Annotated in this window: 20 protein-coding genes; 8 read left to right on the top strand and 12 right to left on the bottom strand. The window is 75.2% G+C overall.

What is annotated here, in order from left to right:
- Window positions 1-109: 109 nt before the first annotated feature.
- Together H1D33_RS25625 and H1D33_RS25620 are read left to right on the top strand one after the other, a co-directional pair.
- Window positions 110-2,635 (top strand): FtsK/SpoIIIE domain-containing protein, encoded by a 2,526-nt coding sequence (locus H1D33_RS25625; RefSeq protein WP_181570743.1) that lies wholly within the window; start codon window positions 110-112, stop codon window positions 2,633-2,635.
- Window positions 2,635-3,336, top strand: coding sequence for a hypothetical protein (locus tag H1D33_RS25620; RefSeq protein WP_181570744.1), 702 nt, complete (start codon window positions 2,635-2,637; stop codon window positions 3,334-3,336). Before H1D33_RS25625 ends, H1D33_RS25620 begins: the two co-directional genes overlap by 1 nt.
- 70 nt (window positions 3,337-3,406) lie before the next feature.
- Here the strand turns inward: H1D33_RS25620 and folE are convergent, their stop codons facing one another.
- From folE to H1D33_RS25600, 4 genes are all read right to left on the bottom strand, one after another.
- Window positions 3,407-4,111, bottom strand: a complete 705-nt coding sequence (folE, locus tag H1D33_RS25615) for a GTP cyclohydrolase I FolE (RefSeq protein WP_181572585.1) — start codon at window positions 4,109-4,111, stop codon at window positions 3,407-3,409.
- Window positions 4,108-6,114 carry an ATP-dependent zinc metalloprotease FtsH gene (gene ftsH / locus H1D33_RS25610; protein WP_181570745.1) on the bottom strand — a complete coding sequence of 669 codons (2,007 nt, stop codon included), beginning with the start codon at window positions 6,112-6,114 and terminating at the stop codon, window positions 4,108-4,110. Before ftsH ends, folE begins: the two co-directional genes overlap by 4 nt.
- Before the next feature lie 432 nt (window positions 6,115-6,546).
- The gene (gene hpt / locus H1D33_RS25605; protein WP_181570746.1) at window positions 6,547-7,122 is read right to left on the bottom strand and encodes a hypoxanthine phosphoribosyltransferase; all 576 of its coding nucleotides are present in this window, start codon (window positions 7,120-7,122) and stop codon (window positions 6,547-6,549) included.
- Window positions 7,123-7,221: 99 nt separating this feature from the next.
- Complete coding sequence (locus H1D33_RS25600; RefSeq protein WP_181570747.1) at window positions 7,222-7,359, bottom strand: hypothetical protein; 138 nt, start codon at window positions 7,357-7,359, stop codon at window positions 7,222-7,224.
- Between the two features lie 150 nt (window positions 7,360-7,509).
- Here H1D33_RS25600 and H1D33_RS25595 point away from each other — a divergent pair, with 150 nt between their 5' ends.
- A complete protein-coding gene (locus H1D33_RS25595; protein WP_181570748.1) occupies window positions 7,510-8,469 on the top strand; it encodes a GlxA family transcriptional regulator in 960 nt (319 codons plus the stop codon).
- Window positions 8,470-8,516: 47 nt separating this feature from the next.
- Here H1D33_RS25595 and tilS read toward each other — a convergent pair whose 3' ends face one another.
- The 3 genes from tilS to dacB all read right to left on the bottom strand — a co-directional run bounded on the left by tilS (window position 8,517) and on the right by dacB (window position 12,090).
- Window positions 8,517-9,482: a tRNA lysidine(34) synthetase TilS gene (gene tilS, locus H1D33_RS25590; RefSeq protein ID WP_246412134.1), complete on the bottom strand. Its 966-nt coding sequence runs from the start codon at window positions 9,480-9,482 to the stop codon at window positions 8,517-8,519.
- Between the two features lie 61 nt (window positions 9,483-9,543).
- Window positions 9,544-10,611: a zinc-dependent metalloprotease gene (locus H1D33_RS25585; protein WP_181570750.1), complete on the bottom strand. Its 1,068-nt coding sequence runs from the start codon at window positions 10,609-10,611 to the stop codon at window positions 9,544-9,546.
- A gap of 66 nt (window positions 10,612-10,677) precedes the next feature.
- Window positions 10,678-12,090, bottom strand: a complete 1,413-nt coding sequence (gene dacB, locus H1D33_RS25580) for a D-alanyl-D-alanine carboxypeptidase/D-alanyl-D-alanine endopeptidase (protein ID WP_181570751.1) — start codon at window positions 12,088-12,090, stop codon at window positions 10,678-10,680.
- Window positions 12,091-12,539: 449 nt separating this feature from the next.
- On the opposite strand from dacB, the gene H1D33_RS25575 reads away from it, so the two are divergent.
- On the top strand, window positions 12,540-13,046 hold the full coding sequence (locus H1D33_RS25575) for an inorganic diphosphatase (RefSeq protein ID WP_181570752.1): 507 nt from the start codon (window positions 12,540-12,542) through the stop codon (window positions 13,044-13,046).
- 53 nt (window positions 13,047-13,099) lie between these two features.
- Here H1D33_RS25575 and eccD read toward each other — a convergent pair whose 3' ends face one another.
- Complete coding sequence (gene eccD / locus H1D33_RS25570; protein WP_181570753.1) at window positions 13,100-14,482, bottom strand: type VII secretion integral membrane protein EccD; 1,383 nt, start codon at window positions 14,480-14,482, stop codon at window positions 13,100-13,102.
- 101 nt (window positions 14,483-14,583) lie between these two features.
- On the opposite strand from eccD, the gene eccCa reads away from it, so the two are divergent.
- From eccCa to H1D33_RS25550, 4 genes are read left to right on the top strand one after another with little or no spacing between them, the layout of a single operon-like run.
- A complete protein-coding gene (gene eccCa, locus H1D33_RS25565) occupies window positions 14,584-18,528 on the top strand; it encodes a type VII secretion protein EccCa (protein WP_181570754.1) in 3,945 nt (1,314 codons plus the stop codon).
- Window positions 18,529-18,584: 56 nt separating this feature from the next.
- Window positions 18,585-19,919, top strand: a complete 1,335-nt coding sequence (mycP, locus tag H1D33_RS25560) for a type VII secretion-associated serine protease mycosin (RefSeq protein ID WP_181570755.1) — start codon at window positions 18,585-18,587, stop codon at window positions 19,917-19,919.
- Window positions 19,920-19,949: 30 nt separating this feature from the next.
- Window positions 19,950-20,744 (top strand): phosphatase PAP2 family protein, encoded by a 795-nt coding sequence (locus H1D33_RS25555; RefSeq protein WP_181570756.1) that lies wholly within the window; start codon window positions 19,950-19,952, stop codon window positions 20,742-20,744.
- Window positions 20,745-20,774: 30 nt separating this feature from the next.
- Window positions 20,775-21,500 carry a phosphatase PAP2 family protein gene (locus H1D33_RS25550; protein WP_181570757.1) on the top strand — a complete coding sequence of 242 codons (726 nt, stop codon included), beginning with the start codon at window positions 20,775-20,777 and terminating at the stop codon, window positions 21,498-21,500.
- A gap of 16 nt (window positions 21,501-21,516) precedes the next feature.
- Here the strand turns inward: H1D33_RS25550 and H1D33_RS25545 are convergent, their stop codons facing one another.
- The 4 genes from H1D33_RS25545 to nth all read right to left on the bottom strand — a co-directional run bounded on the left by H1D33_RS25545 (window position 21,517) and on the right by nth (window position 24,839).
- On the bottom strand, window positions 21,517-22,695 hold the full coding sequence (locus tag H1D33_RS25545; protein WP_181570758.1) for a MarP family serine protease: 1,179 nt from the start codon (window positions 22,693-22,695) through the stop codon (window positions 21,517-21,519).
- A gap of 76 nt (window positions 22,696-22,771) precedes the next feature.
- Complete coding sequence (locus H1D33_RS25540) at window positions 22,772-23,461, bottom strand: NUDIX hydrolase (RefSeq protein ID WP_181570759.1); 690 nt, start codon at window positions 23,459-23,461, stop codon at window positions 22,772-22,774.
- Complete coding sequence (locus H1D33_RS25535) at window positions 23,458-24,063, bottom strand: TlpA family protein disulfide reductase (protein ID WP_181570760.1); 606 nt, start codon at window positions 24,061-24,063, stop codon at window positions 23,458-23,460. The genes H1D33_RS25540 and H1D33_RS25535 overlap by 4 nt, the downstream gene beginning before the upstream one ends.
- On the bottom strand, window positions 24,060-24,839 hold the full coding sequence (nth, locus tag H1D33_RS25530) for an endonuclease III (RefSeq protein WP_181570761.1): 780 nt from the start codon (window positions 24,837-24,839) through the stop codon (window positions 24,060-24,062). Before nth ends, H1D33_RS25535 begins: the two co-directional genes overlap by 4 nt.
- Between the last annotated feature and the right edge of the window lie 27 nt (window positions 24,840-24,866).

Below are 24,866 nucleotides of genomic sequence, written 5' to 3'. Positions count from 1 at the left end.
GGCTGCTCACCGCCGCGCAGCTCACCGCGCCGACCGACATCCCGGTGGACGGCTGTCGGCTGGGTTACCGTCACAGCTCGGGGGGAAGATGTCGGCCTCGGGAAGAGAGGTGGACGCGGTGGCGACTCCGAAGGCACGCGCCGGCCGGGCCGCCGCGCTGCACCGGCGGGCCGAGGCCGCGGCGACCGCGGCGGCCGGCATCCTCGACGAGATCCGGCCCGCGCCGGCGGACCACCATCGGCAGTACGAGTTGGCCGAGCGCCTGCGGGCGGCGGCCGAGCGGGTGGCGCCCGGTTGGGCTGGCGCGCCGCTGGAGGCGTTGACGCCGGCCACCCCGCCGGGCGACGGCCCGCCGGGCTGGGTGCGGGTCGGCGGGGCCGCGCCGCTGGACGACGCCCGCTTCCCCGCGCTGGTGCCGTTGTTCGGCAGTGGCCACCTGAGTGTCGACGTGGACGCCACCGATCCACGGGTCGCCGGCCTGCTCCGGGCGCTGCTGCTGCGGTTGTTCGCGGCCACCCCGGCGGGCGCGCTGCTGGCCCGGGTGGTCGACGGCGGCCCGGGCGACACGTTCGCCGGTTTCGCGGCGCTCGCCGACGCGGGTCTGCTGCCGCCGCCTGCCATCGACCTCGCCGGGTGGCACGCGGTGCTGGCCGAGGCGGAGCAGTGGGTAGCCGCCGGGACCGCCCGGCAGCGCGGTCACGACCGCACGCTGCTGCTGGTGGTGGCCGCGCTGCCGGACGGCGCGACCCCGGCCGACGTGGAGCGGCTCGCCGACCTGGCCGATCGGGGGCCCCGCGCCGGCCTGCACCTGGTGGTCGCCGGTCGGCCCGCCGGCGACGCGCTGCCCCGGGCCACCCCGCTCGCGGTGCGCACCGCGTACGCGCTGGTCGGTGACCCGCCCCTGGCCGGGTTCAGCAGTCCGGGCGCCGAGTCGCCGGGCGGGTTGAACTCGCCGGTGTTCGTGGACGAGGATCCGCCGGCGGAGCTGGTGGACGGCGTGTGCCGGCGGCTGGCCCGACAGATCGAGGACGGTTCCCGGCTGGCCCTGGCCGATCTGCTGCCGTCGGACGGGCTGTGGACGGCCGACTCGGTCGACGGGCTCAGCACCACGGTGGGCGACGCGGCCGGCCGTCCGGTGAGTCTCGGTTTCACCGAGCTGACCCCGCACTGGCTGGTGAGCGGCCGGTCGCAGGCCGGCCGGTCGGCGTTCCTCACCGACGCGTTGTTCGGGCTGGCCGCCCGCTACGGCCCGGACGAGCTGGCGTTCTACCTGGCCGACCTGGGGGACGGCGAGTCCTTCGTGGAGTTCCTGCAGACCGAGCGGGACCGGTCGTGGGTGCCGCAGGTCCGCGCCGCCGGGATGGCCGCCGACCGGGAGTACGTGGCGGACCTGTTCGGCGAGTTGGAGGCGGAGGTGCGTCGCCGGGAGGAGGCGTCCCGGCGGGCCGGCGGGCAGCGCTACACCGAGCTGCGCCAGCACCAGCCGCTGCCCCGGGTGGTCTGCGTGATCGACAACTTTCCGCTGGTGCTGTGCGAGCGGGACCGGCTCGCCACCGACCTGCTGGCCCGGCTGGACGCGCTGGCCCGCGCCGCCCGCGCGTACGGGATCCACCTGGTCCTGGCCGGCGAGGGCGACCTGGGCATCGGCGGCCCGCGCGATCCGCTGCTCGGGCAGTTTCCGGTGCGGGTGGCGCTGCCCGGCGGTTCGGCGGTGCTGGAGCCGGCCAACGACTCGGCGGCGGGCCTGCCGGTGGGCAGCGCGGTGGTCAACACGGCCGGTGGGCTGGGCGGCCCGCGCGGCGCGACCCGCGGTCACGAGCGGATGATCCGCTTCCCGGATCCGTACGGGGATCCGGAGGTCCTCGGTGACCTGCGGCGACGGCTCTGGTCGGCCCGGCCGGAGGGGTCCGTCCCGCCGGTGGTGTTCGCCGGTTACGCCCGCCCGTTGCTCGCCAACGACCCGCGTCACCGGGCCGCGCTGTCCGGGCGGGTCCACGCGCCGGCCGCGCTGCTGGGTCGCGCGGTGGACGTGCGGCGCACCACGGTGGCGGTGCCGCTCGGGCCGGCCGCCGGGCGGAACCTGGCCGTGCTGGGCCGCGACGAGGAGGCGGAGCGGCTGTTGGTCACCGCGGTGCGCAGCGCGGCGGCGGCGCATCCGGAGCCGGGGCGGTTCGTGCTGGCGCCGCTGGCGAACGGCTCGGCCGAGCCGGCCGGTGTGCTCGCCGCCGAGTTGGCCGGGCGGCACCGGGTGGAGACGGTCGACGCGGCCGGGTTGCGGGCGGCGATCGAGTCGGGCGAGCCGGGTTACCTGGTGGTGTTCGGGTCGGACGTGCCGGACGCCGCCGAGCTGCCGCCGGAGCTGCTGCGGTCGTTGCTGTTGGAGGGTCCGCCGGCCGGCCGGCACCTGCTCGGCTGGTGGCGCACGCCGGGCCCGTTGGCCGGGCTGCTCGGCCCGGAGGGCGAGGTGGACAAGCTCACCGCCGTGGCGGTCACCGACGTGCCGGGTGGCCGGCTGGAGCGCCTGTTCGACCGCCCGGTGTGGTGGCTGCCGCGCCCCGGCCGCGCGGTGCTCTGGGACGGCCCGGAGGAGCAGGGCACGGTCTTCGTGCCGTTCGGCGCCGGGGAGGCGGCCTGATGAACGAGACCCCGACGGCGGTGCCGGGGCCGCGGGTCGGCGACCCGACGGTGGCGGTGGACCCCGCCGAGTCGGCCTGGGCGGAGTACGTGGCGGCCGCGCGGCAGCTCGACGGCGTACGCCGGGCGGCCGCGACCGCCGCCGGCGAGCAGGCCCGGTCGGTGGCGGCGGCCCGCGAGGAGCTGACCGGGGTACGCGAGCGGCTGGCGGCCCAGCAGTCGCGGCTGCGTGAGCTGGGTGTGCCGGCGATCTCGCTGGTCCCGACGCCGCCGGAGGTGAGCGAGGCGGCCCGGTCGATGGCGGGTGGACCGTCGGCCGTGCTGGCGGCGCTGCGGGCGGCCGGCGGTTGGGCGGACGCGGCCGACGGCTCCCTGTCCGCGCGCGGCCTGCCCCGGCTGGCTCGCTGGCCGTCGCGCCCGCGCAACCTGCTGGTGTACGGGCCGGTGGCGCTTGTGGTGCCGCTGCTGCAGCTCGTCCTCTACGCGGTGGCCGGCCCGGGGCCGGTGACCGTGCTGGCGCTGCTGGTGGGGCTGCCGCTGCCGGCGGTCTCGTTCATGCTGGGCTGGCTCGCGGTGGGGCGGATCTTCCGTCCACGCCCGAGCGACCGGGTGGACCGGACGCCCCGGTTCGGGGCGCTGGTCTGCCTGGTGCCGGCGGTGCTCACCGCCGCCGGCCTGCTGCTGGCCATGCTGCCCGGCTGATCGTCACCGCAGGGAACGGCGACGGCCGCGCCTCCACGGGTGGGGAGCGCGCGGCCGGGGAGCCGTCGGGTCAGCGGTGCATGATCAGCGCCATCGCCTCGGCCCGCGACTTGGCGTCGTTCTGCAGGCCGCCCCGGACCGCGGAGGTGATGGTCTTGGCGCCGGACTTCTGGATGCCGCGCATGGCCATGCACATGTGCTCGCACTCGAGCACCACGATGACGCCGCGCGGGGCGAGGCTGGACATCAGCAGGTCGGCGATCTGCGAGGTGAGCCGTTCCTGCACCTGCGGCCGGCGGGCGAACACCTCGACCAGCCGGGCCAGCTTGGACAGGCCGGTGATCCGGCCGTCCGGGCCGGGGATGTAGCCGATGTGCGCGCTGCCCCGGAACGGCAGCAGGTGGTGCTCGCAGAGGCTCATCACGTCGATGTCCCGTACGAGCACGAGTTCGTCGTGGTTGGCCTCGAAGGTGGTGCGGAGGACCTGCGCCGGGTCGACGCGCAGGCCGGCGAAGAGTTCGGCGTAGGCGCGGGCGACCCGGGCCGGGGTCTGCTGGAGGCCGTCGCGGTCGGGGTCCTCACCGACCGCGATGAGGATCTCCCGGACCGCCTTCTCGATCCGGCCGAGGTCGACGCTGTTCTCGACCGGGCCGCCGGTCAGCTTGCCGCTGATCAGGCGCGCGGCGACGTAGTCGAGCGCGTCGTCCCCGTCGGGCTCGGTCGCGGAGACGGCCGGCTCCCGGTCAAGGGAGCCGGCCGTCGAGTCGCTGCTCAGTGGGTACCGTCCGAGTTGTTGCTGGATCCGCCCACCGAGATGCCGTCGGCCGTCGCCTGCTTCTGCAGCGCGTCCTTCTCGGCCTGGGTGAGCACCGGCGGCTCGGTGGAGGGCTGGCGCTTGCCGAAGCCGTGGTAGGGCGCCATCGGCGGGCGCTTGACCACCCGGGCGGCGATCCGGGCCATGTCGGCGGTGGAGAGGGTTTCCTTCTCCATCAACTCCAGGACCATGTTGTCCAGCACGTCCCGATATTCCACCAGGATCTCCCAGGCCTCGTCGTGGGCCAGTTCGATCAACGCGCGCATCTCGCTGTCGATCTCGGCGGCCACCGAGTCCGAGTAGTCCCGCTCGTGGCCCATGTTGCGGCCGAGGAACGGCTCGTCGCCGCTGGTGCCGTACTTGATCGCGCCGAGCTTCGAACTCATGCCGTACTGGGTGATCATCGCGCGGGCCAACTGGGTGGCCTTCTCGATGTCGTTGCCGGCGCCGGTGGTCGGCTCGTGGAACACGAGTTCCTCGGCCGCCCGGCCGCCCAGCGCGTACGCCAGGGTGTCGATCATCTCGGCCCGGGTCTGGGTGTACTTGTCCTCGGTGGGGAGGACCAGCGTGTGACCCAGCGACCGGCCACGGGACAGGATGGTCACCTTGTGCACCGGCGCGGCGTGCGGCAGCGCCCAGGCGACCAGCGCGTGCCCACCCTCGTGGTACGCGGTGATCTTCTTCTCCTGGTCACTCATCACCCTGGTCCGGCGCTGCGGACCGGCGATCACCCGGTCGATCGACTCCTCGAGCGAGTCGTTGCTGATCGCCCGCTGTTCCTTGCGCGCGGTGAGCAGCGCGGACTCGTTGATCACGTTGGCCAGGTCGGCGCCGGAGAAGCCCGGGGTGCGCCGGGCGACCGCGTCGAGGTCGACGTCGGGCGTGAACGGCTTGCCCTTGGCGTGCACCCGGAGGATGGCCTTGCGGCCCTCCATGTCGGGGGCGTCGACCGGGATCTGCCGGTCGAACCGGCCCGGGCGCAGCAGCGCCGGGTCGAGGATGTCCGGCCGGTTGGTGGCGGCGATCAGGATGACGCCGCCCTTGGTGTCGAAGCCGTCCATCTCGACCAGGAGCTGGTTGAGGGTCTGCTCCCGCTCGTCGTGGCCGCCGCCCATGCCGGCGCCACGGTGCCGGCCGACCGCGTCGATCTCGTCGACGAAGACGATCGCCGGGGCGTTCGACTTGGCCTGCTCGAAGAGGTCGCGGACCCGGCTGGCGCCGACACCGACGAACATCTCCACGAAGTCGGAGCCGGAGATCGAGTAGAACGGCACCCCGGCCTCGCCGGCCACGGCCCGGGCGAGCAGCGTCTTACCGGTTCCGGGCGGGCCGAAGAGCAGCACGCCCTTCGGGATCTTGGCGCCCAGGGCCTGGTATTTCGCCGGGTTCTGCAGGAAGTCCTTGATCTCGTGCAGTTCCTCGACGGCCTCTTCCGCCCCGGCCACGTCCGCGAAGGTGGTCTTCGGCGTGTCCTTGGTGATCATCTTCGCCTTGGACTTGCCGAAGTTGAGCACCCGCGAGCCGCCACCCTGCATCTGCGACATGAAGAACAGCAGCAGGAGCACGAGCAGCGCGATGGGGAGGAGATTGACGAGCAGGCTGACCCAGATGCTGTCCGACGACACCTTGGTGTCGACCGCACCGGTGATCCGGTCCGCCGCCTCAGCCTCGCGGACCTGGTTCCAGACCTGGCCGCCGACCTCGTAGGGGAACTGCGCCTCGATCTTGTCGGTGGTGGTGTCACCGAACTTGGCCTTGTCCTTCAGGTCGAGCTGGAGCGTCTGCTCCTTGTCCTGGAAGACGACCTTCTCGATGCCACCCTTATTGAGCTGGTCGAGCGCAACGGATGTGTCCACCCGGTGGTAGCTCGGACCAGCGGTGAACAGTTGACTGAGCACAACGGCGCCGAGGATGACCAGGATGATCCAGACCACCGGTCGGCGGAAGAAACGCGTACGTTCCATGCTGTCGTCGGGCGCCGAGACGCCCGCATCCTCCTGATCGACGTCCTGACCGTCTGAATGGTGTCGCCGCCTCGGGCGGCGGCCGGAGCCGCCGTGCGGGCCGGCCCGACCCCCGGGGCGCGCGAACTGCCGCACCACGGTCATTCGACGGTACACCGTGCGCGCGAGGAGTGAGCTTGCGAGCCCCGCAGTCGCGCACATTGATGACTCGATGCGAGCGAGGTGTGAGCTTGTGAGCCCGGCACTTACGCGTAGGGCGAACCAGGGTTTGAGCCGGCGTGGCGGGGAGCTCCGCACCCGACCCGCCCACGCCGCACGGTCTTGCGGCTCGAGGGGTCGGGCGTGGAGGGTGCCTCCACGTCACCGGCCCCTACCGTAGACCGAAAGACTGAGAGCCCGCTGAACGTCCGCTGACGAGCGGCCCGCCGGGGGTCAGGCCCGCGCGTAGACCTCGGGCTTCAGCACCCCGACGTACGGCAGCTCGCGGTAGCGCTCGCCGAAGTCGAGGCCGTAGCCGACGACGAACTCGGTCGGGATGTCGAAGCCGACGTACTTCACCGGCACCTCGACCTTGACCGCGTCCGGCTTGCGGAACAGGGCGACCACCTCGACGCTGGCCGCGGAGCGCGACTCCAGGTAGCGCAGCAGCCAGGAGAGGGTCAGGCCGGAGTCGACGATGTCCTCGACGACCACCACGTGCCGCCCGGCGATGTCGCGGTCCAGGTCCTTGAGGATGCGGACCACACCGGACGAGGTGGTGCCCTGGCCGTACGACGAGACGGCCATGAACTCCAGTTCGGCGGGCGGGCCCTGGCGGCCCAGCGCGCGGGCGAAGTCGGCCATGAACATGACCGCGCCCTTGAGCACACAGACGAGCAGGAGGCCGTCCTCGACGTGTGCGTAGTCCGCCGAGACCTGCTTGGCCAGCTCGGCCGTCTTCTCGCGGATCTGCGCCTCGGAGATGATCACGTGGTCGATGTCGGCGTCGTACCAGGAGCCGTCAGACATGCTCCTAGCCTGCCGTACGCCGGATGCCCTGCGTCGGCGGGGCCGCCCCTTTTGGCGCGGTCCCGCCGAGGATTTTCGTCGCAAAGGAAATAAATCGCCTCAGCAGGTGCGGGAGCGCCAGCGCCGCCCGTCGTCGGTCGGCTTCCAGTCGGCCGAGTCGCGGGTGTCGGCGGTGAGCCCGAGGGCGCTGGCCCCGACGAGGAGGAACAGGAAGAGCAGGAGCAGCAGAACGGTCATGGCGGCGCTCACTTTCGAAGGGTTGAGACTGTTTTCGCCGCCGGTGCGCACCGGACACCACCTAGTCTGCGGCCCGCCGTCCGGTGCGGACAGTGGCAGACATGCCACTGGGCATCGATTTTCTGCCACCCGCTGGGTTACCCTCGTCACATGCTCCGCTCGGTCGCCGTCATCACCCTCGACGAGGTCGCCGCGTTCGAACTCGGCGTGCTCGCCGAGGTGTTCGGCACCGACCGCACCGCCGACGGCTTCCCCGGCTATCGGTTCGACGTCTGCACCGCCGACGGCGGGCCGGTGCGCAGCCGCTCCGGCTTCCTGCTCACCCCGACCGCCGACCTCGCCCCGGTCGACGACGCCGACCTGGTGGCGGTGCCGGCGCACTCGGGCGACACCGCCGTGCCCGAGCCCGTGCTGGCCGCGCTGCGCCGCGCCGCCGACCGGGGCGCGTGGCTGCTCAGCGTCTGCTCCGGCGCGTTCGTGCTGGGCCGGGCCGGGCTGCTCGACGGGCGCGACTGCACCACGCACTGGCGGCACGTCGACGAACTCCAGGAGCAGTTCCCGACGGCCCGGGTCCGGTGCAACTCGCTCTACGTGCAGGACGGCCGGCTGCTGACCAGCGCCGGCACCGCCGCCGGGATCGACGCCTGCCTGCACCTGGTCCGACAGGAGCACGGCTCGGCCGTGGCCACCCGACTGGCCCGGCGGATGGTCGTCCCGCCGCACCGCGACGGTGGCCAGGCGCAGTACGTCGAGGCGCCCATCCCGAAGGCGCCGGAGGCGCCCACCCTCGAACCGGTGCTGGAGTGGCTGATGGGCCACCTGGACCGCGGCGTGACCGTGGACGAGCTGGCCGCCCGGGCCGGGATGGCCCCGCGTACCTTCGCCCGCCGGTTCCGGGCCGAGACCGGCACCACGCCGCACGACTGGCTGACCAACCAGCGGGTGCTGCTGGCCCGCCGGCTGCTGGAGGACACCAGGCTCAGCGTGGAGAGCGTGGCCGACCAGGCCGGCTTCGGCGACGCGGCCGCGCTGCGGCACCACTTCACCCGGCGGGTCGGCACCACGCCGCAGGCCTATCGGACCACCTTCCGCGAGCGCGTCGACGCCTGACCGGCCGCCGAAGGCGTTAAGCGGGGGCCCCGCCTATACCGAAGGCGTTAAGCGGGGGCCCCGCCTTGCACCAGGCGGCCCGCGTGGCGGCGCACCGGCAGGTTGCCGGGCAGGTGTGCCGGGCCCTGGCCGCGCCAGTCGGTGACCAGGGCGTCCAGCGCCGCCACGTGCCGGTGGGACAGGTCGGCCGGCGGAGCGCCCAACTCCCGCGCCCAGGCGTGCAGCACCCGACCGCGAACCGCGTCCGGCAACGCGGCCAGCCCGTCCACCGAGAGCCCGCCGCCGGCCGCCCGGACATCGTCGAGCGCCGCGGCGGCCAGCGTGTCCAGCGCGGCGGCGTCCGCCGCGATCAGGCGGGCGGTCCGGGCCAGGTTCGCCACCACGCCCGGCCCGAGCGCGTCGACCAACGCCGGCAACGCCTCGGCCCGGACCCGGGCCCGGGCGTACGCCGGATCGGTGTTGTGCGGGTCGGCCCACGCGGTCAGGCCGAGCGCGGCACAGGCCGCCCCGGTGTCGGACCGCGCCACGTCGAGCAGCGGGCGCAGCAGCGGCACCCCGTCCAACTCCCGCCGCTCCGGCATCCCGGACAGCCCGCGCGGCCCGGCGCCGCGCGCCAGCGCGAGCAGCACGGTCTCCGCCTGGTCGTCCCGGGTGTGCCCGAGCAGCACCCCGGCCGCGTGGTGCCGCTTCGCGGCCACGACCAACGCCTCGTAGCGGGCCGTGCGGGCGGCCGCCTCCGGGCCGCCGGGCCGGCCGGCCACCCGCACCGGAAGCACCTCCACCGGGTCGAACCCGGCGGTACGGGCCCAGCCGGCGACCGCCTCGGCCCGCTCGGCCGAACCCGGTTGCAGGTCGTGGTCGACGGTCACCAGGCCGGCCGGACGGCCGAGGCGGGGCGCCACGAACGCGGTGGCCGCCGCCAGGGCCAGCGAATCCGGGCCGCCGGAGCAGGCCACCAGCACCGGACCGGCACCGGGCAGCCCGGTCAGCAGCCGGCGTACCGCGAGCCGCACGGCGGCGACGGCCGGTGCCGGCGACGGGGTGAGCGGCGACCGACCGGCCGGCGCGGCCGGTTCAGCCGGCGGTCGGGGTGGCACCGGCCGGCCCGTGCACCCGGGACACCCAGGCATCCGGGTCGCCCAGCTCGTCGAGCCGGGGCAGGGTGAGCGGGGACGAGAAGATCTTGTTGAAGCCGGCCATGCCGACCCGCTCCACCACGCCGTGCACGAACTTGCGCCCCTCGGCGTACTGGCGCATCTTGACCTCGACGCCGAGCAGCCGCCGGATCGCCTTCTCCAGCGGGTTGCCGGACTCCCGGCGGCGGTTGAACGCCGCCCGGATCGACTCGACGCTGGGGATGACCGTCGGGCCGACGCCGTCCATCACGAACTCGGCGTGTCCCTCCAGCAACGTCATCAGCGCGGTCAACCGGTCCAGCACGGCGCGCTGCGCCGGGGTCTGCACGATGTCGAGCACGCTGGCGCGGCTCTCCGGGTCCTTGACCGCGTCGGAGAGCGTCGCCACGCCCCGGCGCAGGCGCTCCAGCACGTGCTCGCCGCCCTGCGAGGCGTCCACGAACGCCTGCACCTCGCCGAGGAAGTAGGCACGCATCCACGGCACGGCGGTGAACTGGGTCCGGTGGGTCACCTCGTGCAGGCACACCCACAGCCGGAAGTCGCGCGGGTCGGCGCCGAGCTTCCGCTCGACCTCGACGATGTTCGGGGCCACCAGCAGCAGTTGGCCGGGGTCGCCGGCGAAGACCTCGTACTGGCCGAGCACCCGGCCGGACAGGTAGGCCAGCACGGTGCCGGCCTGCACCCCGGTCAGCCGGGAGCCGATCGCCTCGGTGAACGCGCCCGGCCGCTTGTCCCCGGAGAGCCGCTCGACCAGCGGGGTGACCACCTCACGCAGCCCGGCGATGTTGGCCGCCGCCCAGTCCCGGCGGTCGACCACCCGCACCGGTGGGTGGGCCACCTGGGCCCGCAGCCCGGTGTAGTCGGCCACGTGACCGGCGGCCTCCTCGGTCAGCCGGCGCAGGTCGCCGACCACGTCGGTCGCCTCGGTGTACGACACCCGGGGGCCCGACTTGCTCAGCGCCCCCGCGGTGGCGGCGGCCAGATCCCAGTCCACGAACTGCGCCATGAACCCACCGTACCCGCGCCGCGACACCCCCACCCGGGCTCGCGCCGGCCGATCGACGCCGGTCGGTCAGCGGCAGCCGCAGCCGGCCAGCGCGGACGTGATCCGGTCGAGCGCCTGCCGGGTCTCGTCGAGCGAGCCCTGCGTCCGGTCGGTGAGCACGGCGAACGTGAGCAACCGGCCGTCCGCGGTGGTCACCGTCCCGGCGATGGCGTTCACCCCGCTCAGCGTGCCGGTCTTGGCCCGCACCACGCCGGCGCCGGTCCGGGTGGCGTCCGCCCGGTAGCGCTCGTCCAGCGTGCCGGACCAGCCGCCGACCGGCAGGCCGCCGAAGATCGCGGCCAGCTCCGGGTGGCTCCCGTTCCCGGCCAGCGTGATCAGGTCGGTGAGCAGGGACGGGCTGATCCGGTTGGTGCGGGACAGGCCGCTGCCGTCGGCCAGGCTGATCTCGCCGGCCGGCAGCCCCAGCCCGCCGAGCACCTCGTCGGTGGCCGCCGCGCCGCCGACGAAGGAGCCGGGCTTGCCCTTGGCCAACGCGACCTGGCGGGCCATCGCCTCGGCGATCACGTTGTCACTGTCGCTGATCATGATGTCGACCTGCCGGATCACCGGCAGCGACTCGACCTTGCCCAGCTCGGCGCCGGGCCCGCCCGCCGCGCCGGCCGCCGGCGCGGTCCCCCGCGTCACCTTGGCGGCGCTGCCGCCGAGCCCGAGCAGCTTCGCGAACTGCCGACCGGCGGTCAGGTCCGGGTCGGGGACCCGGTCCGCGGCGTGGTTGGTCTCCTCGGCGGTGCGCCGGGCCCGCGCCGGGTCCGTGCGGGCGCCGTCGGTCATCAACGCGGTGATCGCCGCGCCGAACCCGCCGGTGGGGATGTCCGCGTCCCAGCCGGGCTCGAAGACCGGGCCGCTGAACAGCGAAGAGTCCACGATCACCTTCGTCGGAGCGGTGCCGCCGAGCGCGGTGCGCACCTGGGCGGCGAGGTCGTCCAGCCGGGCCGCGCCCGGGTAGAAGGCGTTCTTGCGGTCCACCGCGAGGGTGGGGTCGCCGCCGCCGACGAGGACCACCTCGCCCGGGTTGGCGCCGGCCACCGCCCGGGTGGGGATCCGGTGGGCCGGACCGCGCGCGGAGAGCACCGCGACGGCGGTGGCCAGCTTGGTCACCGAGGCGGGCACGGTCGGCGTGTCCGGCCCGCTGCCGTAGAGCGCCTGGCCGGTGGTCACGTCCGCCACCGACACGTGCACCCGGTCGCCGAGTGCGGCGGCGCGCACCAGCGGATCCAGGGCGGCGCGGATGCCGGCCCCGCTGGGCAGCGGCGCGTTGGCGTCCGGGCCGGCGAGCACCGCCTGCGGGTCGGGCTCGGGCGGCGCGGCGGTCGCGCCGGACGGGGTGGCCTCGCTGCCCAGCCAACCGGCGACCGGGCCGGGGCGGAGCACGGCCAGCCCGGCCCCGGCGAGGACCAGCACCAGCAGCGCGGCGAGCACCGTGACCAGCCGGGCCCGGCGGCGCGGGCCGGCCGGCGGCGGGGTGGGTGGGTGCGGGGCCGCTCCGACGGGCGGGACCGGCGGGCTCACCGGGATCGGGGCCGGCCAGTTGCCCGGGTGCGCCCGGTCGTCGGGGCGACCGACCCGGGCGGACCCGGTGGCGGGGGCGCCACGGTGGGTGACGTTGGCGCCGGGGACGGACACCCGGCCGGTGGCACCGGCCGGACCGGAACCGAATCCGGCGGACCGCCGCCCGTCAACCCCTCGGGGCGGTAGTGTGAATCTTCCCTCCCCACGGCCCCTCCTCCCCCGCTCGAATTCGCCTTGGGTGACACTACTTCGGTCCGAACACTATGCGGCGGCCGGAGCCGGCGGGGGGCGTTCCTCCCGCGCGGGCGGCGAGCCGCAGGTTCCGTTAGCCAGCGTGGGCAGACGAGGGAGCGTGGAAGATGGATTTCGACGTCACGGTTGAGATCCCCAAGGGTCACCGCAACAAGTACGAGGTGGACCACGCGACCGGCCGGATCCGGCTGGACCGCACCCTCTTCACCTCCACGCAGTACCCCGCCGACTACGGCTTCATCGAGGGCACCCTGGGCGAGGACGGCGACCCGCTGGACGCGCTGGTGCTGGTGCCCGAGCCGACCTTCCCGGGCTGCCTGATCCGCTGCCGCACCATCGGCATGTTCCGGATGACCGACGAGAAGGGCGGCGACGACAAGGTCCTCTGCGTCCCCTACGAGGACCCGCGCCAGGAGCACCTGCGCGACATCCACCACCTGGGCGAGTTCGACCGCCTGGAGATCCAGCACTTCTTCGAGGTCTACAAGGACCTGGAGCCGGGCAAGTCGGTCGAGGGCGCGACCTGGGTGGGTCGCGTCGAGGCCGAGGCCGAGATCGCCAACTCGTACCGCCGGGCCAAGGAGGCCGAGGAGCGCGGCGAGACGCTGCACTGACGGCGAGACTTCTCCAAGCCCGGGTCGCACAGGCGGCCCGGGCTTCGTCGTGTTCAGGCCAGCAGGCCGCGGGCCCGGTCGTAGAGGTCGAGCACCGCGCAGGCCACCGGCACCACCGCGACCACCAGCGCGGTGTCGGTCAGGTCGGCCAGCCGGCCCAGGTACGGCGAGACCGGCCGACGCGCGTACGTGGCGCCGGCGGTGACCGCCACCAGGGCCAGGGCCAGCCCGCCAACGGTCAGCGCGAGCCGGCCGCCCGGCCCGGCCCGCTCCGCGAGCACCGCGCCGAGCAGGGCGTAGCCGGCCAGCCCGGCGGTGACGGCGGGCACCCGGTGCCGCACCGCCACGAAGAGCCGGGAGCGCAGCAGCAGCACCGCGCAGCCGACCGCGACCAGCAACCGCCCGGCCGTCCCGCCGGTGGCCACGAGCACCGCGGCGGCGCCCACCGCCAGCACCGCGTGCCCGAGCAGCATCCCGGTCAGCGCCTCCTCGGCCCGCGCCACCGCCGCGTGCACGCGCCCCCGGTCGGGCAGGTCGCGGGTGCCGGCCGGGGTGGGCAGGGTGAGCGGGGGCAGCGGCAGCTTGCCGACCCGGATGGCCAGCAGCGGCAGCCCGCCGAGCGCGAAGACCAGCACGGCGAGCAGCACCGCCGCCGCGCCGGCCGGGTCGAGCGGTAGCGCACCGAGGGCGGCCGCCGCGCCGGCCACGCCGACCGTCACGCCGGCCACCGGGACCCGGGACCGGTGGGCCACGCCGAGCAGGGCGAGCACCGCCACCAGGAGCAGCGCCACCGAGCCGACGAGCAGCTCGGGCGCGCCGATCCAGCGCAGGCCGGGGATCGGGCCGACCGGGTCGCCCGAGCCGACCGCGAGCGCGCCGGCCGCCGCCGCCCAGGGCAGCGCGTAGCCGCCGAGGGTGGCGCCGGCCGGGCCGTCGGCGTAGGCGCGGGAGGCGGCGGTGGCGGCGAGCACCAGGATCAGGGCGACCGCGGCGGCGACCGGCCAGCCGCGTTCACCCGGCCCGGCCGCGAGCACGGCGACCAGCCCGACGGCCAGCGGCACGGCGGCGCCGGCCAGCGCGGCGACCCGGGTGGCCCCGGGCGACCAGGCGGCGCCCCGGCGGCGGGCCCCGTCGACGATCGCCTCGACCACGTCGTCGTACTCCAGCTCGGGCCACTCGGCGCGGGCCGGCACGAGGTGCAGCACCTCGCCGTCGCGGACGCCCTGCGGCAGCAGCGCCTGGGCGGTCGCCAGCACCGCGCCGTCGGTGCGTCGCAGCACCCACCCGCCGTGCCGTTCACCGTCGTCGGCGAGCCCTTCCCCGGCGTGCCGCAGCACCTCCGGCAGCAGCTCGGCCAGGGGAACCTGCTCCGGCAGGGCCACGTCGACGCGACGGCGGGGCGCGCTGATCGTGACCCGGGCGAGCCCGCTTGTCATCGACGTATCTCCATCATCGAGCCGGATCGGTGGGCTGACGGACGAGAGGACTTTACCTACTATGAGCCAGGCTCGGGTTACCGAGAGCCATGGGAGGCTGCGTGTCCACTGTCGTCATCAAGCGGCCGCCGCGCCGACCGGCCCCGGAGATCCCGGTCGGCGAGCTGCCCGTCGAGGCGCCGCCGGAGATCCCCGCGGCGACCGGTGGGCGCTGGCAGCAGGCGCTGCTGGTGCTGCCGATGCTCGGCGGCACGGTGGCCATGGCGATGATGTTCGGCCGGGGTGGCGGCGCCTACTCGTACGTGGTGGGCGGGATGTTCGGGCTCTCCTCGCTGGCGATGCTGGTGACCACCTGGGGCAACGCCGGCCCGAAGAAGTCCGAGCTGATGGCTGCCCGCCGGGAGTACCTGCGCCACCTGGCCACGCTGCGCCGCCGGGTCCGGGAGACCGCCGGGGCCCAACGGGCCGGCCTGGCCTACCGGCACCCGGAGCCGGGGCGGCTCTGGTCCACCGTCGACAGCCACCGGGTGTGGGAACGCCGCCCGGGCGACCCGGACTTCGCCGTGGTCCGGGTCGGCGTCGGGCCGCAGACGCTGGCCACCCCGCTGGTCCCGCCGGTCACCCGGCCACTGGAGGAGCTGGAGCCGATGACCGCCGGGGCGCTGCGGCGCTTCCTGGACGCGTACTCGGTGGTGCCGGACCTGCCGGTGGCGCTGTCGCTGCGCAGCTTCGCCCGGGTCTTCGTGCGCGGCCCGGCCGGCGAGGTACGTGGCACCGGCTCGCCGGCCGCGCAGGCGCTGGCCCGGGCGGTGCTCACCCAGCTCGCCGTCTTCCACGCCCCGGACGAGCTGCTGGTCGCGGTCTGCGCCGGGCCGGAACGCCGGGACCGGTGGGAGTGGGTGAAGTGGCTGCCGCACGCCCACCATCCGGCCCGCACCGACGCGCTCGGCCCGGTGCGCCTGGTCACCAGCTCCGCCGCCGACCTGGAACACCTCCTCGGCGACGTGCTCGGCAGCCGGTCCCGGTTCAGCCCGCACGGCCCGGCGACGGACGGGCCGCACGTGGTGGTGGTGCTCGACGGCGGCGACCTGACCGGGGCGGCCGACCTGGCCGGCGACGGCGGCATCGACGCGGTCACCGTGCTCGACCTGGACACCCCGCCGCCCCGGCTGCTCGACCGGTACGCCCTGCTGCTCGACCTGGTCGACGGCCGGCTGCACTCGCACTCGGCGGAGGGGCACGCCGAGGTGGGCGCCGCCGACGCGCTCGCGGCGGCCGACGCGGAGGCGGTCGCCCGGCGGCTCGCGCCGCTGCGGCTGGCCGGCACGGTACGCGGGCCGGACGCGCCGGCCGGCGCCGAGCCGGGCCTGCCGGAGCTGCTCGGCCTCGGCGACCCGGAGGGTTTCACCGCCGAGCAGGGCTGGGCGCCGCGCGCCGCCCGGGACCGGCTGCGGGTGCCGATCGGGGTGGGCGCCGACGGCGGGGCGATCGACCTCGACCTGAAGGAGTCGGCGCTGGACGGCATGGGCCCGCACGGGCTGCTGATCGGCGCCACCGGCTCGGGCAAGTCGGAGCTGCTCCGCACGCTGGTCCTCGGGCTGGCCGCCACGCACAGCTCCGAGCAGCTCAACTTCGTGCTCGTCGACTTCAAGGGCGGCGCCACCTTCGCGCCGTTCGAACGGCTGCCGCACACCGCCGCCGTGATCACCAACCTGGCCGACGCGCTGCCTCTGGTCGACCGGATGGTCGACGCGATCAACGGCGAGCTGATGCGCCGGCAGGAGCTGCTGCGCCGGGCAGGCACCTTCGCGAGCGTCCGCGACTACGAGCGGGCGCGCGCGGCCGGCAGCCCGCTCGCCCCGCTGCCGTCGCTGCTGCTGATCTGCGACGAGTTCTCCGAGCTGCTCTCCGCCAAGCCCGACTTCATCGACCTCTTCGTGCAGATCGGCCGGCTCGGCCGGTCGCTCGGGGTGCACCTGCTGCTGGCCAGCCAGCGGCTGGAGGAGGGGCGGCTGCGCGGGCTGGACACCCACCTGTCGTACCGGATCGGGTTGCGCACGTTCTCGGCGCTGGAGTCCCGGACGGTGCTCGGCGTGCCGGACGCCCACGAGCTGCCCCGCAGCCCGGGGCACGGCTACCTGCGCTCCGGCACCGACCCGCTGGTCCGGTTCAAGGCCGCGTACGTCTCCGGGGCGGTCCGTCGCCGCACCGGCGGAGCGGGCGCGGGCGGTGGCGGCGCGGCGCGGGTGCTCGCGTTCTCCACCCACCTGGCGCCGGTGCCCCGGCCGACCGGGCCGGCCGCCCTGCCGGCGGAGGAGGAGAGCGGCGAGACGCTGCTCGAGAAGATGGTCGACCGGCTCGCCGGGCAGGGCCCGCCGGCGCATCAGGTGTGGCTGCCCCCGCTGGACGCCTCGCCCACGCTCGACGAACTGCTCGGCCCGGTCGGCGCCGACCCGGTCCGCGGGCTCACCGTGGCCAATCCGGAGCTGCACGGCGCGTTGCAGGTGCCGGTGGCCGTGGTGGACAAGCCGTTCGAGCAGCGGCGGGACCTGCTGTGGCTGGCCCTGGACGGTGCGGCCGGGCACGTCGCGGTGGTCGGCACCACCCGCAGCGGCCGGTCCGGTCTGCTGCGCACGCTGATCTGCGCGCTGGCGCTCACCCACACGCCGGCCGAGGTGCAGGTCTACTGCCTCGACTTCGGTGGCGGGACGCTCGGCGCGCTGCGCGACCTGCCGCACGTCGGCGGGGTGAGCGGGCGGACCGACGGCACCGCGGTCCGCCGTACCGTGGGCGAGGTCGCCGGGCTGCTCGCCGAGCGGGAGCGGCGGTTCACCGAGTCCGGGGTGGAGTCGATGGCGGCGTGGCGCCGGCGGCGGGCCGCCACCCCGGCGGCCGGGGCCGACCCGTTCGGGGACGTGTTCCTGGTCGTCGACGGCTGGAACACGCTGCGCGGCGAGTACGAGGACCTGGAGCCGCTGGTCACCGAGCTGGCCACCCGGGGGCTGGCGTACGGGGTGCACGTGGTGGCGAGCGCGCTGCGCTGGTCGGACTTCCGGCCGGCGATCCGCGACCTGTTCGGCTCCCGGCTGGAGCTGCGCCTCGGCGACCCGTCCGACTCGGTGGTGGTCAAGCGCGCGCTGGCGGCGACCGTGCCGGAGGAGCGGCCGGGGCGCGGGATCACCGCCGGCGGGCTGCACTTCCTCACCGCGCGGTCCCGGCTGACCGCCGGCGGCGAGACCGGCGACCTGGTCAAGGCGGTGGCCGGCGGGTGGACCGGCCCGGTGGCGCCCCGGGTGCGGCTGCTCCCGCCGGTGCTGCCGTACGCCGAGCTGGACCGGAACGCGACCACCGGGCTGGCGTTCCCGGTGGGGGTGGCGGAGGCGGACCTGTCCCCGGTGGTGCTGGACTTCGCCACCGAGCCCAACTTCGTGGTCTTCGGCGACGCCGAGTGCGGCAAGTCGTCGTTCCTGCGCGCGCTGGCCACCTCGATCGTCGCCCGGTTCACCCCGGAGCAGGCCCGGGTGATCCTGGTCGACTACCGGCGCAGCCTGATGGGCACGATCGAGACGCCGCACCTGATCGGCTACGGCACGGCCGCGCCGCACACCGCCGAGCTGATCGAGTCGGCGGCCGGCTACCTGCAGGGGCGGCAGCCCGGCCCGCACGTCACCCCGGCCGAGTTGCGCGCCCGGTCGTGGTGGACCGGGCCGGAGCTGTTCGTGCTGGTGGACGACTACGACCTGGTGGCGGGCGGGCCGACGAACCCGTTGCGGGCGCTGGAGGAGCACCTGCCGCACGCCCGGGACGTCGGCCTGCACCTGGTGCTGGCGCGGCGTTCCGGGGGCGCGGGCCGGACCGCGTACGAGCCGATCATCCAGCGGTTGCGGGAGTTGTCCACGGCCGGGCTGGTGATGTCGGGCGGCCCGGAGGAGGGACCGCTCGTCGGTCAGGTGAAGGCCGGGCCGCTGCCCCCGGGGCGGGCCCGTCTGGTCACCCGCCGTGAGGGCGTACGTCTGGTGCAGTTGGCTCATCTCCCGCCCGGGTGACCGGGAGCGCGGAGTTGCCCCGTGACGGCGGGGACAACCGGTAATCTCCGAGCAGCATGTGTCGGAAGCGACGGAATGGCTGGGGGAACGTGACCAGGGACCGGCAGGGATCTCCCGACGTGCCGTCCCGGCGTCTCGCCGGGCGGGCGCTGCTGGCCGCCGCGGCGGCGCTGGCGGTCACGGCCGGCCCGCTGGCGCCACCGGCGCACGCCGCGCCGGCCGCTCCGGTCACCGTGCTCCGCACCGACCAGGTCCGCGACGAGCAGTGGCAGTTGGCGGAGCTGCGGGCGAAGACCGCCTGGCGGACCTCCACCGGGCGCGGCGTGGTGGTCGCGGTGATCGACTCCGGGGTGGACGGTTCGCATCCCGACCTGGCCGGCCAGGTGCTGCCCGGCCTCGACCTGGTCGACCCGGACGCCGGCCGGACCGAGCCGGACCCGGTCGGGCACGGCACCACGGTGGCCGGCCTGATCGCCGGGCGCGACGACGACGACCGGGGCGTGGTCGGCCTCGCGCCGGACGCCAAGATCCTGCCGATCCGGGTGCTCGACGCCGAGAACCGGTACGACGACGCCCTGGTCATCGCGAAGGCGGTGCGCTGGGCGGTCGACCACGGCGCCCGGGTGATCAACCTGTCGCTCGGCGGCAGCGGTGACAGCCCGGCCCTGGCCGCGGCGCTCGACTACGCGTTCGCCCGGGACGTGGTGGTGGTCGCCTGCACCGGCAACCTGGCCACCTCGACCACCACCAAGGTCTGGTACCCGGCACGCGAGCCGGGCGTGCTGGCGGTCACCGGCCTGGACCGGAACAGCGAGAACCTGTGGTCCGGTTCGATCACCGGCCACGAGACCGTCCTCAGCGCGCCGGCCACCGCCCTCTACGGCGCCCGGTCCCGGGGCGGCTACTGGCGGGTGCAGGGCACGAGCTTCGCCGCGCCGCTGGTCGCCGCGACCGCCGCCCTGGTCCGCGCCCGTTATCCGCAGATGACCGCCGGTGACGTGGTCAACCGGCTGGTGAGCACCGCCCGGGATCTCGGCCCGACCGGCCGGGACGACCGGTTCGGCTACGGCATGGTCGACCCGGTGGCCGCGCTCACCACCGACGTGGCGCCGGTGGGGCGGAACCCGTTGGACGACAACGCCTCCCCCGGTGTGGTGGGCTTCGGGCCGGCGCCGGGCTCCGGCCCGGACACCCGGGCCGCGGCGGCAGGGCAGGGTGGCGACCCGTTCGGCGGCCCGAAGCAGACCGGCTGGTCGGCCCGCCCGGCGGGTCAGGCCGAGTCGTCCTCGCCGGAGCGGCTCTGGGTGGGGTCGGCCCTGTTCGTCGCCCTGCTCACCGGCGCCGCGCTGATGGTGCGCCGGTTCCGCCGGGCCCGCCGCGGGGCGGTCTGACCGGGGCGTGCCCGGGGTAGTGAACGGCGCATGAACACCACCGGCCCGACGTCCACCCGTGACCGGTCCTGGCGGAGCCGCCGCCTGGACCCCGACCGCTCGCTGGGCCTGCGGCTCACCCTGGCCGCCATCGCGGCGGTGCTGGTGCTGGTGCCGTTCGCCCTGCTCGCGCTGCTGGTCCTGGGCGCGTGGCCGCCGCTGCTGCGGCTGGACGCGTCGGTCACCGACGCGTTCCACGGCTACGCGCTGGCGCATCCGGCCTGGGTCCGGGCGATGACCGTGTGGACGCACGTCTTCGGGCCCGGCCCGCTGCGGGTGGCCGCCGCGGTGGTGGTGGTCTGGTTGCTGCGGCGGCGGGCGCCCCGGCTGGCCGTCTGGGTGGTCACCACGATGGTCGTCGGCGGGCTGCTCGGCGCGTTGCTCAAGTTGCTGGTCGGCCGGAACCGCCCGGACCTGCTGGAGCCGGTGGCCCGGGCGGCCGGCTACTCCTTCCCGTCCGGGCACGCGCTGAACGCAGCGCTGGCCGCCGGGGTGCTGCTGTTGGTCTTCCTGCCGTTCGCCCGGCACAGCCGGGCCGGGCGGGTCGCGTTGTGGACCGCGGCGGCGCTGCTCACGGTGGTGACCGGGCTCAGCCGGATCGCGCTCGGCGTGCACTGGACCAGCGACGTGGTGGGCGGCTGGGTGCTGGGGGTGGCCGTGGTCGCGGCCACCGCGGCCGGGTTCGCCACCTGGCGGACCGGCGTCGGTCACCGGCCGGCCCGCCCGCTGCGCGAGGGGGTCGAGCCGGAGCTGGCCGACCCGGGGCCGGAGGGCCGGCGCGCGTAGCGACGCGCGCGCCGGGGTAAAGGGCGGCTCATGTCCGATGTCGCGGTCCAGATCGCCCGGCGCGTGCTGCTGCCGGTGTCCCTGCTCTTCGCCGCCATGGTGGGGTTGGGTCTCCTGGTCACCCGGGTGCTCACGCACACCTGGCCGTTCACCGTGGAGGACGGGGTGAACCGCGAGTTCGCGGGCGACCGGACGTCCGGTTGGAACGACGTGTCGCTGGTCTTCAGCACGCTGGCCAGCACCCAGATGATCGTCGTGGTGACGGTGCTGGCCGCGCTGGTGCTGCGGCTGGTGCTGCACCGCTGGCGGGAGCCGCTCTTCCTCTGCGCGGCGGTCACCGCCCAGGCGCTGGTCTTCTTCTTCACCACCATGGTGATCGACCGGCAGCGGCCGGCGGTGGAGCACATGGACGCGTCCCCGCCGACCTCCAGCTTCCCCTCCGGGCACACCTCGGCGGCGACCGCGCTCTACGTCGGCCTGGCGGTGCTGCTGGCGCTGCGGGCGCGCAGTACCCCGGCCAAGGCGGCCTGGTGGACGCTGCTGGTGCTGGTGCCGGTCGGGGTGGCGCTCACCCGGATGTACCGGGGCATGCACCACCCCAGCGACGTGGTGGCCTCGTTCATCAACGGCGGCACGTGCGTGGCGATCATGGCGCGGGCGGTGCTCGACAGGACGCTCACCTGGGGCCGCGCGAAGCTGTCGTCGATCCGGCCGGGCGACGACGTCGCCCCGGCCGGGGCCCCGGCGGCCGGCTGACCGCCGGTCGGCCCGCTCAGGTGCAGTCGCCGGTCGCGACGCCCCGGGTACGCTCCGCCCCGGCCAGCGCCACCGACCGCGCCTCGGCGGCGGTCACCGCGAAGCCGGTGTTCGGGTCGTCCGCCGCCGCCGCGAAGATCACCCCGAGCACCAGGCCGTTCGAGGAGACCAGCGGGCCGCCGGAGTTGCCGCTGCGCACCAGCGCCCGGATCGTGTAGATCTCCCGCGTCACGTCGCCGGACGAGTAGATGTCCGGCCCGGTGATTCGGTCGACGTCGCGGACCCGGGCCGGCCGGGCGTCGTACGGGCCGTCGAGGGGGAAGCCGAGCACGATCGCGTCGGCGCCGCTGGCGGCGGCCCCGGCGGCGAAGCGCAGCGACGGCCCGGGCAGCCCCGGCACGTAGAGCACGGCCAGGTCCCGGTCCGGGTCGTAGACCACCACCTCGCCGTCGTAGCGCTCGCCGCGCAGCTCCACCGCCACCGAGCGGGTGCCGGCCACCACGTGCGCGTTGGTCATCACCCGGTCGTCGGCGTAGACGAAGCCGGAGCCCTCGATCCGGCGGGAGCAGCTCGGCGCGGAGCCGAGCACCTTCACCACGGACCGCTTGCTGTTCTGCACCACCTGGGAGTTGGCCAGCGCCGGGTCGGGCGGGGAGACCTGTCGCGCGTTGGTGCTGCCCAGCCCGTTGAACACGTCGGGGAAGCCGTTGGTGTCGACGGTGTCCCGCAGGGCGGTGGAGAGGTCCTGGGCGCGGTCGGGCAGCACCCGGTCCACCACGGTGAGCAGCGCGCTGTCCTTGACCGAGGCGGCCAGCCAGGGCACCGAGGAGGAGCCCAGCGGCACCGCGACCAGCCAGGCCACCAGCATGACCGCGATGACCGAGATGAACGCGCCGCCGACGTCGTCGACCTTCTTGCCGGCCGGGCCGGTGATGGCGGCGCGCAGGTTGGAGCCGAGCCAGCCGGCCAGCGCCTGGCCCAGCACGGCGAGCCCGAAGATCGCCACCAGGGAGACCAGCACCCGGGTGCCGCTGGCCGCGAACTGGCGGGCGATCAGCGGGCCGATCTGGAGTCCGAGCAACGCGCCCAGGAAGAACCCGGAGAACGACAGGGCGCCGATGACGAAGCCCTGACGGTATCCGCTGATCGCGAACACGAGCATGAGCAGGAGCAGTACGAGATCCACGGCGGACACGCCCCAAGGGTACGGGCACCGGGCTCGCGGGCGGTTCAGCGCTCGCTGAACGTGACCTGAGGATGCGTGCGGGTGATCAGCGCACCGGACTCTCGTCGGCGGCGTCGGTGCCGGCCGACGGCGCGGGTGCGACGACGGGCGGCAGCTCCACCACCCGCGAGCGCGGCCAGGGCCGGGCCCATCCGCCCAGCTCCAGCAGCCGGTCGATGACGCCGGCGGTGAAGCCCCACACCAGCATGCCGCGCACCGAGAAGGCCGGGCCGATCCAGCCGCTGGAATGGCGTACCCGCATGCGGTTGTCCGGGTCGACCAGCTCGGCGACCGGCAGCCGGGCGACGTGCGCGACCTCGGCCGGCTCGCGCGGGTGCACCGGGTGCGGGTCGTGCCACCAGGCGAGCACCGGGGTGACCACGAAGTCGCTGACCGGGATCCAGAGCCGGGGCAGCTCGGCCAGCACGGTGACGCTGCCCGGGTCGAGGCCGACCTCCTCGTTCGCCTCGCGCAGCGCGGTGGCCCGGGCGTCGGCGTCCTCCGGGTCGGCGGCGCCACCGGGAAAGGCCGGCTGGCCGGCGTGGTTGCGCAGAGTGGCGGCGCGTTGCAGGACGAGCACGTCCGGCCCGGTGCCGGGCTCCTCGCCGAGCAGCACCAGCACGGCGCTCTCCCGGCCGCCGGTCTCCGGCGTGGTGAGCCGGGTGAAGTCCTCCGCCCGCGCGGTGCCGAGCCGGCCCAGCAGCGGGTCGAACCATCCCGGGGGCTGTCGGGTCACACCCGCACCCCGAGGTGGGTCCGGACGAGCGTCGCGAGGCGGGCGTCGTCGAGCGCGCCGGTCGCCTCGACGTGCCGGATCCGGCCGTCGGCGCCGACCAGCACGGTCAGCGGGAACGCGCTGCGTTCGAGCGCGCGCTCGAACGCGTCGCCCTGGTCGACGAGCATCGGGAACGCGACGCCGTAGTCCTCGCCGATGGACTGCGCGCCGCCGCGGCTGTCCCGGCTGTTCACGCCGATCACCTGGAACCGGCCGTCGGCCCGCTCGCTGAGCCGCTGGAAGGCGGGTAGCTCCTTGCGGCACGGCGGGCACCAGGAGGCCCACACGTTGATCACCGCGGGACCCTTGACGTCGCGCAGCTTCACCGGCGCGCCGCCGGTGAAGCAGTTGAGCGCCAGGTCGGGCAGCGGATCGCCGGGCTTGCCGGCCGGCGACGGCGCGGCCGAGGCCGGCGCGACGGTCAGCGGGGCGCAGTCGGCGAACGGGGACGGGCGTTCCGCCCGGGTGGCCGGCGCCGGGCCGGCCGGTTCCTCGGCCGTGGCGGTGCAGCCGGCGCCCGCGAGCAGCAGCGGGACGAGCAGGAGGGCGAGCCGACGGTTCACGGCACGTCCGCCACGGTCGCCTGCTGCGGCACCAGGTCGGGGTCGAGGCCGACGGCCGCCGCGAGGTTCCGTGCGCGGGGGCCCTTCAGCAGCTTCGCCGCCGCGGCCGGCTCGGTCGGCCCGGTGCCGTAGGCGGGGCAGAGCTTCGCCAGCGTGCACGCGCCGCAGGCCGGCTTGCGGGCGTGGCAGACCCGGCGGCCGTGGAAGATGATCCGGTGCGACAGCATCGTCCAGTCGCGCTTCGGGTAGAGCGCGCCGATCGCGTGCTCGATCTTGACCGGGTCGGTCTCGGCGGTGAGCTGCCAGCGCTGCACCAGCCGCTGGAAGTGGGTGTCGACCGTGATGCCCGGCACGTCGAACGCGTTGCCGAGGATGACGTTCGCGGTCTTGCGCCCGATCCCGGGCAGGGTGACCAGGTCGGCCAGCTTGCCGGGCACCTCGCCGTCGTGGCGCTCGCAGAGCGCCCGGCCCAGGTTGATCAGCGAGCTGGTCTTGTTGCGGTAGAACCCGGTGGGCCGGATCAGCTCCTCCATCTCGCCGCGCTCCGCCCCGGCGTAGTCGGCGGCGCTGCGGTAGCGGGCGAAGAGCTTCGGCGTGACCTCGTTGACCTTCTTGTCGGTGCACTGGGCGGACAGGATCGTGGCGACCGCCAGCTCCAGCGCGTTGGAGTGGTCGAGTTCACAGTGCGCGTCGGGGTGGGTCTCGGTCAGCACCCGCCCGATGCGGCGGGCCCGACGCGTACGGCCGAGGTCGGTCTCGGGGGAGCGCGTGGTCACGACGGCCAGCCTACGTCGCGGGGCCGA

Source organism: Micromonospora ferruginea, from assembly GCF_013694245.2.
Classification (GTDB): domain Bacteria; phylum Actinomycetota; class Actinomycetes; order Mycobacteriales; family Micromonosporaceae; genus Micromonospora; species Micromonospora robiginosa.
The sequence above is the reverse complement of the archived record's forward strand: the minus strand, read 5'-3'. Positions and strand labels throughout refer to the sequence as shown.